Below are 12,410 nucleotides of genomic sequence, written 5' to 3' on the forward strand. Positions count from 1 at the left end.
GATAGAAACATGAGCGAGATCGAAGAAAGCAGAGGCAATGTTTATCAAGATTTAGGGCTTGAGGATGCAGGCGAGATGCAGATCAAGTCCGAGTACGCGACAAAATTGATCTCGCTCATCGAGTCCACCGACGTGAGCGAATCTGAGGCTGCACAAAGACTGGGAATACCTCTGGAGAGCCTGCAGCAATTACTTCGTGGAAAATTTCGAGAAGTGTCGGTTACTACTATGGCCGATTACAGCCGTAAGATTTCAGGGCTCGTTTCTGGAGCAACCGGTTCGCCCCCTCAGGCGCGAACCGTAGCCACCTGATCAGGCGCTCTGCACCACCGCCTCATTCTCTCCTTCAACCGCCAACCACCACGCCTCCCCGCGTTGCGGTTGAGCGATGTTAAACGCCTCACCCATCTGCGGCGTGGTAATGGAAATACTGCGTTCCCACGCCAGTGCCAGAATCCGGTCGAACGGTTCGTGCCAGGCGTGCATCGCCAGATCGAAGGTGCCGTTGTGGATCGGGAAGAGCCAGCGGCCCTTGAGGTCGATGTGCGCTTGCAGGGTTTCTTCGGGCTGCATGTGCACATGCGGCCATTCAACGTTGTAGGCGCCGGTTTCCATCAGGGTCAGGTCGAACGGGCCGTACTGCTCGCCGATGCGTTTGAAGCCGTCGAAGTAGCCGCTGTCGCCGCTGAAGAAGATCCGCGTGTCGCCGTCGATCATTACCCATGACGCCCACAGGGTGCTGTTGCCGTCGAACAGGCCACGGCCGGAGAAGTGCTGTGACGGTGTGGCGACGAAACGGATGCCGGCAATCTCGGCGCCCTGCCACCAATCGTACTGGCGGACTTTGCTGGCATCGATACCCCATTTGATCAGGGTATCGCCGACGCCGAGCGGGGTCAGAAACAGGTTGGTTTTGGCGGCCAGTCGGAGCACAGCCTGGTAATCGAGGTGGTCGTAATGGTTGTGCGACAGGATCACCGCTTCGATCGGCGGCAACTGGTCGATGCTGATCGGTGGCTGGTGGAAGCGTTTCGGGCCGGCCCACTGCACCGGCGATGCACGCTCGGCGAAGACCGGGTCGGTGATGAAGAATTTGTCGCGCAGCTTCAGCAGCAGGGTCGAGTGGCCGAGGCGAAAGACGCTGTGGTTTGGCGCCGCCAATAACGCTTCCCGGGTCAACGCTTGCACCGGGATCGGCGCGGCGGGCCGGGTGTTGCGCGGTTTGTGGAAAATCATATTCCACATGATCCGCAGCATTTTGCGTACGCCTTCGCGTTGCACCGGCGCGTGGTTGCGAAACAGCCCCTGATTCTGCCGCGAGGCTTCAGGCGTGGATGTGTTATCCGGGATCGAAACTGGATTGGCCATGACTGAATGACTCCAGAAAAACCGCGCAATTCACGGTTTTTCGCGGTGGGACGATAAATGGCCAAAGCTGCACGCAATCGGCCGAACTGTCTGTTTTTAGGCTGCGAGGATTAACGCAACATTACACTGACCGGTGTAGTTTCTAGGTTGCATCAAAGCGGATGACAAGTAAACTGCCAAGTGTAATTTCATCCTTTCTCTGCCGAAGCGTATTTATGACAGCTCCACAGCGCCTCACCGACCGTAAACGCGAAGCCATTATTCAGGCGGCAATTGCCGAATTCCGGGCCAACGGTTTCGAAGTCACCAGCATGGACAAGATCGCCGCCACGGCCGGTGTGTCGAAGCGCACGGTGTACAACCATTTCCCCAGTAAAGAAGAGCTGTTCGCCGAAATTCTCAACCAGTTATGGACTCGAATCAGCGCTGAGCAATCGGTGACCTACAACCGCGATCAGCCGTTGCGTGAGCAGTTACTGAAGATGCTGCAGGCCAAGGTGCAGTTGATGGCCGACGAGAATTTCCTCACCCTGGCACGCGTGGCGATTGCCGCCACTATCCATTCGCCGGAGCGCGCGCAGAACATGGTCGAGCGTATGGGTGAACGCGAGGAAGGTCTGACTGTATGGATTCGTGCCGCGCAGGCTGACGGCCGCTTGAAACAGGTCGATCCGGAGTTCGCCGCTCACCAGGTGCAAGGCTTGCTCAAGACCTTTGCCTTCTGGCCGCAGATGTCGATGGGCCGCGCCGCCCTTGATATCGATATGCAAAACACCGTCGCCGAATCGGCGCTGGAAATGTTTCTGGCCCACTATCAGCTCTAAATCGCCCCTCTCCTGCGCGTGCTACCGATTAAATGGCTCGGAAGGACACTGATTATTCCCGTTGGAATAAATGACAATGTCCGACAATCGACCGACGAACGGTTAGCCTGAGAAAATACTGCAAAGTATTTCAGGATGAATTTCGCGCAGGGCATCATGGAAAACCAACGCGGCAAAGGCTTGTCATTCGCCAGACGTATTTACCTGCCCAGGGCCATCGGTCTGGGAATCGGTTTCTTCAGCGTCGGTGCTGCGTTGTATCCGTTGAACATGCCCGGCTGGATCTGGGCACTGTTGATATTCAATGGCTTTGTCTGGCCGCATCTGGCTTATCAGATCTCCACGCGCTCGGCGTTCCCGTATCAGGCTGAACGGCGCAATTTACTCTACGACTCGCTGTGCGGCGGTTTCTGGGCGGCGTGTTTTCAGTTCAATCCGCTGACCACCGTAACCATCCTGTCGATGATGACCATGAACAACGTCGCCGCCGGTGGCTATCGGTTGTTCGTATTCGGCGCCCTCGCCCAACTCGCCGGCGTTTTGCTCGGCTGGACGATCTTCGGTTTCAAATTCAGCCTGATGATGACGCAGGCGCAAGTCTGGGCTTGCTTGCCGATGCTCACCTTGTACCCGCTGGCGCTGGGCATGGTCTGTTATCGCCTGGCGATCAAACTCTCGCAACACAAACGCACGCTGACCGCCCTCAGCCGTACCGACAGCCTGACCGGACTGCTCAACCACGGCGCGTGGAAAGACTTGCTGCACTTGAAGTTTCAGCAATGCCGCCAGCACAACACCCAGGCCACGCTGGCGTTGATCGATATCGATCACTTCAAGCAGATCAACGACAGCTTCGGGCACATTGTCGGCGATGAGGTGCTTCGGCAATTGAGTCAGGAACTCAAACGCCTGCTCGATCAGTACGAATTGGCCGGGCGCTACGGTGGTGACGAGTTCTGCGTGGTCCTGTCGACACTGCCATTGCACAAGGCCGAAGCCGTGATGGAGCAACTGCGCGAGGCATTGCTGCAGTATCGTCATCCGCAGGTACCAGCGTTGCGAGTGGGCCTTAGTATCGGTTTGGCGCGCTACCAATCCTTGTACAAGGATGCACTGGACTGGCTGGACGATGCCGACAAAGCGCTCTACACCGCTAAACACACGGGCCGCAACACCATCAGCGTTGCCTTGATCGGGGTAGCGACGGACAGCGCAGACGCCTAAAAAGTTATACAAACTTACAAATAATTACTTTCTTGTACAACTTTATGAAGTTTTGTATAAGTAGCCATCTGCCAGTTAAGGAATGCTGGCATTGAGCAGTCACCGCCGAATGCCGTCCGCGCATTCGGTCTGCCAGCGCGGGAATAGGGACTGAATCCTCGATCTTCCCTCCTTCCAGAGTACTGCGAGCATGTTCTTCAATCGCCACAAAGCCGCCGTCGCCGATCTTCAACGTTCCCTTACCGAACAAGCCGGGTTGCTCGACGCGATCAATCGCTCGATGGCAGTGATCGAGTTCGATCTGAATGGCGTGGTATTGCGCGCCAATGACAACTTTCTCAAGACCATGGGTTACACCGCCGAACAAGCGATCGGCCAGCCCCATCGACGCTTTTGCACCCAAGAGTTCGGGCGCAGCGCTCAATACACTGATTTGTGGTCACGCCTGAAAAACGGCCATTTCCAGTCCGGTACATTCGAACGGGTCAACAGTAAGGGGCAGCCGATCTGGCTCGAAGCCAGTTACAACCCGATCAAGGATGCTGCGGGCCGCGTGGTGAAAGTGGTCAAGTACGCCATGGACGTGACCGCCAAGGTGCAGCAGGAAAGCGAGGCCAATGCCAAGTTGCAGGCGATTGACCGGGCGATGGCGGTCATCGAATTCAATCTCGACGGCAGTATTCTCACGGCCAACCAGAATTTTCTGACGCGCATGGGTTACACCCTCGCCGAACTCAAAGGTAAACATCACCGTTTGTTCTGCACGCCGGAACTGGTCAATAGCAGTGCCTACGAAGATTTCTGGCGCCGCTTGAATCAGGGTGAGTTTTTCCATGGTCTGTTCGAGCGCGTGGACAAGCGCGGGCAGACCGTGTGGCTCGAGGCCAATTACAACCCGGTCTACGACGCCGCCGGGCGCTTGTGCAAAGTCGTGAAGTTCGCCTCCGATGTCACCGCCCGCGTCGAACAACACGAGCAGGATGCGCGCAGTGCCAGCGCGGCGTATCACATCTCGGTGGCCACACGAAAAGTCGCCGAGCAAGGCACTCAGGTGATCCAGCAGGCTGCCAGCGAAATGCGCGAAATCGCCGAGGACATTGCCCAGTCTTCCACGTTGATTGCGCAACTGGGTGAGCGCTCCGAACAGATCACCGCCATCGTCAACACCATCCGCGCGATTGCCGACCAGACCAATCTTCTGGCGCTCAATGCTGCCATTGAAGCTGCACGCGCCGGTGAACAGGGACGCGGATTTGCTGTGGTTGCCGATGAAGTTCGACAACTGGCGGCACGTACCAGCGGCTCGACGGCGGAAATTTCCAACATGATCGGTTTGATCCAGAACGAGACCCGGCAGGCCATCAAGAGCATGGAGGGCACCCGGGGTCGCGCGGCTGAAGGGGTCGAATTGGCGAATCAGGCGGGCACGGTGATCTTGCAGATTCGTGATGGCGCCAGCGAGGCGGTGGATGCGGTGAGCATGTTTGCCAATGAGCGGGTGCCGGGTTAAAGGCAGGTAGACCGCGTCGTTGCCTTCGCGAGCAAGCTCGCTCGCACAGGGGTTAGGTTGATCACAATATGTGTGAACATCCCGGCTACCTGTGGGAGCGAGCTTGCTCGCGAAGAGGCCGGCTGCCACAGCGCAGGGCTATAGTAACTACACGCCCCACGCCCTGCCGAGTGCATCATGACCACTGAAAAACCCGCAACACCTGAAGCAGTCCCCGTCGATTACCTGCGCTTCCACCGTCCCCACGCCCATCTCAGCACCACTTTCGGCAACGACAAGTTCGCTCTGCGCGCCGAGGCGTTTGCGCGGTTCTTCGGTACGCCGATGTTTCTCGGCGCACAAACCCTGATTGTGCTGTTGTGGGTGTGTCTGAACGTGTTTGGCGTGACCACCTTCGACGTTTACCCGTTCATCCTGTTGAACCTCGCCTTCAGCCTGCAATCGGCCTACGCCGCACCGCTGATTCTGCTCGCACAAACCCGTCAGGCCGCCCGTGACAAGGCGCAAGCCGATGCCGATGCGCAACACCGTGAAGCCCTGGCACAGGCCAATACCGAGCGTCAGGCCCAAGCCGCGAAGAACACCGCGCAACTGCTTGAACTGCTGGAGCAGAACACCCGTCTCACCGAGATGACCAAAAACCTCACCGAACGCATCGCCAGCCTGACCAGCGAGTTGCACGATCACATGCGCCAGAACCCGCAGCGCTGATCACGGCAACCGCAACACCCGCCCTAGCTCATCGAACAGTGTCACCACAGAGCGCAACGCCCGGCAATCCGGGCGAGTCAGCAGCCATAGCGCGGTGTCATAGCCGTGCAGCGGTTCGCCCAACGCCTGCAACTCATCGCCAATCAGAAAGTCCGGTAATGCCGCGACGCCGAGGCCCGCGCGGACCAGTTCGGTGACAGACAACATGCTGTTGCAGCGATAGCCCGGTGTAATGCCGGGAAGCTGCTGACGGCGCCAGGCGATGGTCGGGTGATCGGGTAGAAAGTCGTCCGGGGCGATCCACGTCAGTGTCGTCAGATCCGAAGCATCGACGTTCTGCAGATAGCGCGAACTGGCGCAGACCCGGTAGGAAATCTTCGCCAGTTGCCGTCCGACCAGATGCTCCGGCGGTGTACGCGTCAGGCGCAGGGCGATGTCGGCGTCGCGGCGGCTGAGGTTGGCGAAATCGTTGGAGGTGCTCAGTTCGATAGTCAGCGCTGGGTATTGGGGCATGAATTGTGCCAGCGCTGGCAGCAATAAACCCTGCAACACCGAATCGGTGCAGGTCAGTCGCACCGTGCCGCTGACCACTTCGCCGCCCTGCTCGACGCCAATGCGCGCGGCTTCCAGTGCCCGTTCGGCGCGTTCGGCTTGCTCGGCCAGCGTCTGCGCGAGGGTGGTCGGCAAGTAGCCTGCGCGGCTTTTTTCGAACAGTTGCTGACCGAGTGCAGCTTCGAGACGGCGCACGGCGCGGAACACCGTCGACACATCGACCTTCAATAACTGCGAGGCCCGAGCCAGAGAGCCGCCGCGCACCAAGGCCAGAATCAGGGCCAGATCGGGGTAGTCGAGCTGATAGTGCGTCGCTGCATTGATCACTTGGGGAAACGCCCATATTGAGTGCGTGAACGCCAATCTATAGTGAGGACCATCAATCAACAAGCGCAGGGAACCCCCATGGAAAACAGCGCCCTCCGTATCGCCCTGATTGGCGATTACGACCCGCAAGTCACCGCCCACCAAGCCATTCCCGTCGCCCTCGGGCTGGTCGCCGAACACCTCAGCCAGAGCGTGCAATTCGAATGGCTGGCCACCGAGCAGATCCACGCCGACACACAACTCGAGCACTTCGCCGGTTTCTGGTGTGTGCCGGCCAGCCCTTACAAAAGTGAATCAGGCGCACTGCGGGCGATCCGTTTTGCCCGCGAACAGCAGCGCCCTTTCCTCGGAACCTGCGGCGGTTTTCAACATGCGGTGCTGGAGTTTTCCCGCCACGTGCTGGGCTGGACCGATGCCGAGCATGGCGAGACATCGCCCGATTCCGAGCGCGCGGTGCTCACGCCGTTGACTTGCTCGCTGGTCGAAGCGGTGGACAGCATTCACTTGGTGCCCGGCTCGTTGATCGCCAAGGCGTACGAAACGTCGCAGACTCGTGAAGGCTATCGCTGCCGCTTCGGTGTGAATCCACAGTTTGAACAGCAACTGTTGGGCGATCGGCTACAAGCCGTAGGCCATGATTCGTCGGGGGATTTACGCGCGATTGAACTCAAGGATCACCGCTTCTTTGTCGCGACGTTGTTCCAGCCGGAACGTGCCGCGCTAAAAGGGCAGATGCCACCGCTGGTACGCGCGTTTGTTGAAGCGTGTGCGGAGCGACGTTGATGACTGCCTGCTTTGCGGTGATTTTTACCTCGACTCGAACCGAGGGTGACAACGGCTATGCCGAGGCGGCTGAGCGCATGGCCGCGTTGGTCAGTGAGCAGCCGGGGTTTCTGGGTGTCGAGTCGGTTCGTGGGGCAGATGGCGTGGGGATTACGGTGTCGTATTGGCAGAGCGAAGCGGCGATTCTGGCGTGGCGGCAGCATCCTGAGCATCGCTTGATTCAGCAGCGTGGGCGGGAACAGTGGTATTCGGCATTTCATACGCGGGTGTGCAAGGTTGAACGCGAGTATCGATTTGGGCCATAAAATGGCGGCGCATTGGCGGCCGCCTTCGCGAGCAGGCTCGCTCCCACAGGGGATTTGTGATCGACGCAGATCCAATGTGGGAGCGAGCCTGCTCGCGAAGAGGCCCGCACTGTCACAGCAAAACTTCAGCCGCGCACCAGGCTGCGCACCGCCTCAATCTCCGGCACTTCAACCTTGCTCATATAAACGCGCAACGGCTCGGTGATGTTGATGCGGTCATCGATGTTCTGATCCAGCAACAACTGAATCAACTCGCGTTTAAGCGTCATGGTCTGCGCTGTCGCCGGCGCCCAGACAAATTCACTCACAGGAATAATGCCGTCATCCGCCACGTCCATGCCGAACGAATCTTCGCTGAAGCGCACGATGTACTGACCGGTTTTACGGTTGAGGCCGACAAATCCCTTGAGATCGTCGGCGGCCTGGCAGATGAGTTGGGAGGTGATGCGCATGGTAAACCTCACGAAAGGTGATCGATGGTTTACACGCAGGGCAACTGAGCGGCGCGCCCTCTGCCGGGACGTCTGCCGAGGGCAAGCGTACTGCAAACGGCGCCACAAAAGTGCAGGAAAAATCGCTTTTAATACGTTTATGTCGGTCTGGCGATAGCACGCAATCGATTCAGTTGTTAAAAGATACGTCTTTGAAAATGCCCTGCGAAAGGAACTCGAACATGCCCGCCACTTTCACCAAAAGCGCTCTGGTCCTGAGCCTGCTGCTCGGCCTCGGTCAGGCGCACGCCGCCAGCCAGACGGATCCTGCCGCCGTTGCCGCGGCCCACGGCATCCCGCACCCGGCGGTGATTGCTCACCGTGGTGCGTCCTTCGATGCACCGGAATCCACGGCCGCGTCCTACAAACTGGCCCGTGATCTGGGCGCCGATTACCTGGAAATGGACTTGCAGCGCAGCAAGGACGGCGTGCTGTTCGCCCTGCACGACAACAACCTGCAACGCACCACCGACGTCGCCAGCAAGTTCCCGGAGCGCAAGGACAGCCCGGCCAACGCATTCACCATGGCCGAGCTGAAAACCCTCGACGCCGGCAGCTGGTACAACAAGGCCTACCCGGATCGCGCGCGCCCGACCTACGCCGGGCTGAAGATTCTGACCCTCGATGAAATCATCGACATCGCCCAGGCCAATCCGCAACACAAGCCGGGCCTGTACATCGAGACCAAAGAACCGCAGCTGTTTCCTGGGATCGAGAAAGACCTCAAGGAAAAACTGCAGGACCGCGGCTGGCTAAGCCCGGCCGGCTCGAAACTGGCGAAAAGTGCGCTGGGTGTCGGTCAGGGCAAAGGCAAAGTGATCCTGCAAACCTTCGAGAAAAACAGCCTCGAACTGCTGGAAAAAGAAATGCCGCAGGTGCCGAAGATCCTCTTGCTGTGGGTGGGTGAAGGCAGCATCGAGCCGAAATCCAAGGTGTCTTTTGCTGAGTCCGGCGAGAAAGACAAAAACGTTTTCTACGGCAAACAGGAGCCGAAGTCTGAAGCCGAGTTCAAGCAATGGGTGGACTACGCCAAGGCCCAAGGTGCCATCGGCACCGGCCCTTCGGCGAAGCTGACCAAGGGCGGCGATCAGAGCTATTCGGATCTGGTGCAACCGTGGATGAATAAATACACCCACGATCAAGGCCTGCTGGTGCACGTCTATACCGTCGACGAGCCGGTGGACTTCGAGAAAGTCATGGCCGCTGGTGTCGACGGCATCTTCACTAACCGTGCCAGCGAACTATTGAAGTTCTATAAACGCCCGGCTGCCGCCAGTGTTGACCAAGTGTTGAAGAACAACGGTTTCTGATCTGAAATCGAGGCGCCTTCATCGCGGGCAAACCACGCTCCCACAGGTTCTGTGCGGGTGTATGGCTTGCCCGGTTTGTTTGGGTGAAGGGTTTTAAGGGTGAGTTAAGTTGCGCTGGTTAACCTGAGGCCACTTAAACGAATCACCCCAAGGAACGAACCGATGAAAACTTTGACTGCCCTGTTTACCGCCGCTGCCCTGACTCTTACCGCTGGCCTGGCCCAGGCTGATGTTCGCGTTGACCAGATCCCTGAACTGGTTAAGTCGGGCAAGATCAAGTCGCTGGAGTCGATGAACGCCGAAGCGCTGAAACTGCATCCGGGTGCGACCATTACTGACACTGACCTGGATAACCACTTCAATGGTTATGAGTATGAAGTTGAGTTGAAGACGGCTGATGGTAAAGAATTTGATGTGGACTTTGATGCGACCACTGGCAAGGTGTTGAGCAACAAGCAAGACCACTGATACAGCGCACAAGCGAAAGCCGCACGATTGAAAGATCGTGCGGCTTTTTCATGTCTGGTGTTTGGCTTAGTTGATGTGTTGTCAGTGAGATTTTCTCCCCCTCACCCCAGCCCTCTCCCCCAAGGGGGCGAGGGGGAAAGGGAGCAGACCGCGGGCTATTCAAGACCTGAGCACGACTCGATATTTCAGGTCGGCGTACCTCAAATAGTCACCACGGTCAGTCCCCTCTCCCTCTGGGAGAGGGCTAGGGTGAGGGAAAAGAGCATCACGCCGAGGTGCTGACCAACGAGCCAGAAGTGCTCGAGTCGGAATCCTGCAACGCCTGCAACAATGAGGCTGTGGCGGTGGACAGCGAGGCCGAGGTGGCAGTGATCTGCGCTTGTGCGGAGGCTACTTCGGCAGCCTTGGCATCCGAACTTTCCTGCTTCGCCTGAGCCGCTTGCAACGCCTGTTGCTCTTCCTGCAATTGCTTCTGCAACTCGGCAATCTGCTTGCGCAGTTCTTTCACCGAATCCGATTCTTCGCTGCTGCTGGAACTGCTGTCACCCGCCGGAGCGGCCCCACCACCGGTGGCAACTTTACCGGTATCGGCCGTCGCGCCCGTGCTGGCGGTTGCTGAGGTAGACGTGTCGTCACCAACGTCACTGATCGACGTTTTGCTGGTGGGTGTGGTGACGGTCTGATTGATCGAGACAGAAGTGATGCTGACCATGGAAAGGCTCCAATGCCGGTTATGGATAACCGGTCATCGACCACGTCCGCATCGATTTGAGATCGACTGTGTACCGACTCGGTATCCGAACCGGTACACGTCCGATAGCGTCAGGCGCTCAGGCGAGCGGTGACTTCATTGAGTTGCCCCGACAGGCTATGCAGGTTCTGGCTGGCGCTTTCGGTGCGCTGCACGTTGTCGAGGTTGGTGCTGGCGATCGAGGTGATCTCGGTGAGGTTGCGCGAGATGTCTTCGGCAACCGAGGTCTGCTCTTCAGCAGCGGTAGCGATCTGACGGTTCATGTCGCGGATCGCCTCCACGGCGTGAGTGATGCGCTCCAACATCGCGCCGGCCTGAGTCACTTGCTCGACACTTTCATCGCTGCGCGTCTGGCCGCTGTCGATGGCTTGCGCCGCATCCACCGCACCGGTCTGCACGCTCTGAATGATCTGATTGATCTCGATGATCGACTCGGCCGTACGCTGCGCGAGGTTGCGCACTTCATCGGCGACCACGGCAAAACCACGCCCGGCTTCACCGGCGCGCGCCGCTTCGATCGCCGCGTTGAGCGCCAGCAGGTTGGTCTGTTCGGCGATACCACGAATCACCTCCAGCACTTTACCGATACGACCGCTGTCGGCTTCCAGACGACGGATCACCGTGGCGGTGTTGGCGATTTCGCCGCGCATTTGGGTGATCGAGTGGATGGTGCTCTGCATGACCTTTTCACCCTGTTGGGCGGACTGGTCGGCATCGTCGGCAGCACGTGCGGCATCGGCCGCATGACGCGCCACTTCCTGCGCGGTCGCGGACATTTCGTTCATCGCCGTGGCCACCTGATCGGTGCGGTTGAACTGTTCGTTGGTGCCGCCGGCCATGGTCGTGGCAATCGCATTCAGCTCGCCACTGGCGCTGTCCAGATCCGACGCGCTGCGTTGCAAACGGGTGAAGGTGTCGGCGAGGAAATCACGCAGGGTGTTGGCCGCTGCGGCGAGATTGCCCAGTTCATCCTGACGGTCGCTGACCACACGTTCGGCGAGTTTGCCGCGACTCAACTGCGTGACGTAATCGATCAGTTTGCGGATCGGCTCGACCAGATTGCGGTTGACCAGCCACAGGCTGAGCAGGCCGATCAGCAGGCCCGACGCAAGCATCACCAGCAGACCGAACAACACCGTGCGATCGGCTTCGGCACTGATCAGCGCCGACTGCTCTGTTCCTTGCTTGCGCAATTCGGCGACCAGTTCGCTCATCTGATCGCTGGTGGCGCGATCGACGCCTTTGACCGCTGTGTCACCCGCCGTCGGATCGCCACCGGCCGCCACGTAGGCGTCGCGGCCCTTCTGGTAAGCGGAACCGAGTTGACGATGCTCATCACGCAAACGTTCGATGCGGTTTTTCAGGCTCGGCTCGAGGCCTTTCTGGCCGGCCAGTTCGCCGAGGATGTTCTGCACGTCGCGCTGACGGTCTTCGAACTGCCCCCAATATTTGCTCAGATCCGCCGGTTGCTTGCCGCGCAGCAGGACGTTTTTCCATTCCTGCACCTGCACCTTGAATTGCAGGTTGGCCTCGTCGATCAGTTGCGAGGTGTGCAACGGGCCGGCGATCAACTGGCTGTAGCTTTGCACGCCGTTGGAGAGGAAATGAAAACAGGCCAGCGCGATCAACAGCATCGCCAGCAGGCTGCCGCTCAGCAGGGCGAGAATTTGCGCTCTCAGGGATTTTTGCAGCATCGAAAGATACTCAGGACAAGGATGAGGCACGCCCGGTAAGGCGTGAAATTGTGCCGGACATCCATGTCGGCGAGCCTTGGCTCATGGCCAAG

Annotated in this window: 14 protein-coding genes; 9 read left to right on the plus strand and 5 right to left on the minus strand. The window is 58.7% G+C overall.

All coding sequences use genetic code 11. The features are described 5' to 3' along the window. Positions 1-9 precede the first annotated feature (9 nt). Positions 10-312 (plus strand): XRE family transcriptional regulator, encoded by a 303-nt coding sequence (locus tag L8H52_RS18480; protein ID WP_242208247.1) that lies wholly within the window; start codon positions 10-12, stop codon positions 310-312. On the opposite strand, the gene L8H52_RS18485 is transcribed toward L8H52_RS18480, so the two are convergent. Further along, entirely contained in the window at positions 313-1,368 is a 1,056-nt protein-coding gene (locus tag L8H52_RS18485; protein ID WP_242208246.1) for an MBL fold metallo-hydrolase, read from the minus strand. Between the two features lie 215 nt (positions 1,369-1,583). Here L8H52_RS18485 and L8H52_RS18490 point away from each other — a divergent pair, with 215 nt between their 5' ends. The 4 genes from L8H52_RS18490 (at position 1,584) to L8H52_RS18505 (ending at position 5,637) form a co-directional block, all read left to right on the plus strand. Beyond that, positions 1,584-2,192 carry a TetR/AcrR family transcriptional regulator gene (locus L8H52_RS18490; RefSeq protein ID WP_242208245.1) on the plus strand — a complete coding sequence of 203 codons (609 nt, stop codon included), beginning with the start codon at positions 1,584-1,586 and terminating at the stop codon, positions 2,190-2,192. A gap of 156 nt (positions 2,193-2,348) precedes the next feature. Further along, complete coding sequence (locus L8H52_RS18495; protein WP_242208273.1) at positions 2,349-3,416, plus strand: diguanylate cyclase; 1,068 nt, start codon at positions 2,349-2,351, stop codon at positions 3,414-3,416. Between the two features lie 190 nt (positions 3,417-3,606). Beyond that, entirely contained in the window at positions 3,607-4,926 is a 1,320-nt protein-coding gene (locus L8H52_RS18500) for a PAS domain-containing methyl-accepting chemotaxis protein (RefSeq protein ID WP_242208244.1), read from the plus strand. 177 nt (positions 4,927-5,103) lie between these two features. Next, complete coding sequence (locus L8H52_RS18505) at positions 5,104-5,637, plus strand: DUF1003 domain-containing protein (RefSeq protein ID WP_242208243.1); 534 nt, start codon at positions 5,104-5,106, stop codon at positions 5,635-5,637. Here the strand turns inward: L8H52_RS18505 and L8H52_RS18510 are convergent, their stop codons facing one another. Continuing rightward, complete coding sequence (locus L8H52_RS18510; RefSeq protein WP_242208242.1) at positions 5,638-6,579, minus strand: LysR family transcriptional regulator; 942 nt, start codon at positions 6,577-6,579, stop codon at positions 5,638-5,640. It abuts the gene before it with no gap. 15 nt (positions 6,580-6,594) lie between these two features. On the opposite strand from L8H52_RS18510, the gene L8H52_RS18515 reads away from it, so the two are divergent. Both L8H52_RS18515 and L8H52_RS18520 read left to right on the plus strand, forming a co-directional pair. Next, entirely contained in the window at positions 6,595-7,299 is a 705-nt protein-coding gene (locus L8H52_RS18515; protein ID WP_242208241.1) for a CTP synthase, read from the plus strand. Continuing rightward, complete coding sequence (locus tag L8H52_RS18520) at positions 7,299-7,604, plus strand: antibiotic biosynthesis monooxygenase (RefSeq protein ID WP_242208240.1); 306 nt, start codon at positions 7,299-7,301, stop codon at positions 7,602-7,604. The genes L8H52_RS18515 and L8H52_RS18520 overlap by 1 nt, the downstream gene beginning before the upstream one ends. A gap of 125 nt (positions 7,605-7,729) precedes the next feature. Here L8H52_RS18520 and L8H52_RS18525 read toward each other — a convergent pair whose 3' ends face one another. Next, positions 7,730-8,056, minus strand: coding sequence for a DUF2025 family protein (locus L8H52_RS18525; protein WP_242208239.1), 327 nt, complete (start codon positions 8,054-8,056; stop codon positions 7,730-7,732). Positions 8,057-8,277: 221 nt separating this feature from the next. Between L8H52_RS18525 and L8H52_RS18530 the strand changes: the two genes are divergently transcribed. Together L8H52_RS18530 and L8H52_RS18535 are read left to right on the plus strand one after the other, a co-directional pair. Further along, the gene (locus tag L8H52_RS18530; protein ID WP_242208238.1) at positions 8,278-9,405 is read left to right on the plus strand and encodes a glycerophosphodiester phosphodiesterase; all 1,128 of its coding nucleotides are present in this window, start codon (positions 8,278-8,280) and stop codon (positions 9,403-9,405) included. Between the two features lie 162 nt (positions 9,406-9,567). Beyond that, positions 9,568-9,873, plus strand: coding sequence for a PepSY domain-containing protein (locus tag L8H52_RS18535; protein WP_242208237.1), 306 nt, complete (start codon positions 9,568-9,570; stop codon positions 9,871-9,873). 265 nt (positions 9,874-10,138) lie between these two features. On the opposite strand, the gene L8H52_RS18540 is transcribed toward L8H52_RS18535, so the two are convergent. Beyond that, on the minus strand, positions 10,139-10,585 hold the full coding sequence (locus tag L8H52_RS18540; RefSeq protein ID WP_242208236.1) for a hypothetical protein: 447 nt from the start codon (positions 10,583-10,585) through the stop codon (positions 10,139-10,141). A 110-nt stretch (positions 10,586-10,695) separates the two neighbouring features. Further along, positions 10,696-12,318, minus strand: a complete 1,623-nt coding sequence (locus L8H52_RS18545) for a methyl-accepting chemotaxis protein (RefSeq protein ID WP_242208235.1) — start codon at positions 12,316-12,318, stop codon at positions 10,696-10,698. Positions 12,319-12,410: the final 92 nt, after the last annotated feature.

The sequence above is a fragment of the Pseudomonas sp. CROZ-RG-20F-R04-15 genome (genome assembly GCF_022662375.1).
GTDB lineage: Bacteria > Pseudomonadota > Gammaproteobacteria > Pseudomonadales > Pseudomonadaceae > Aquipseudomonas.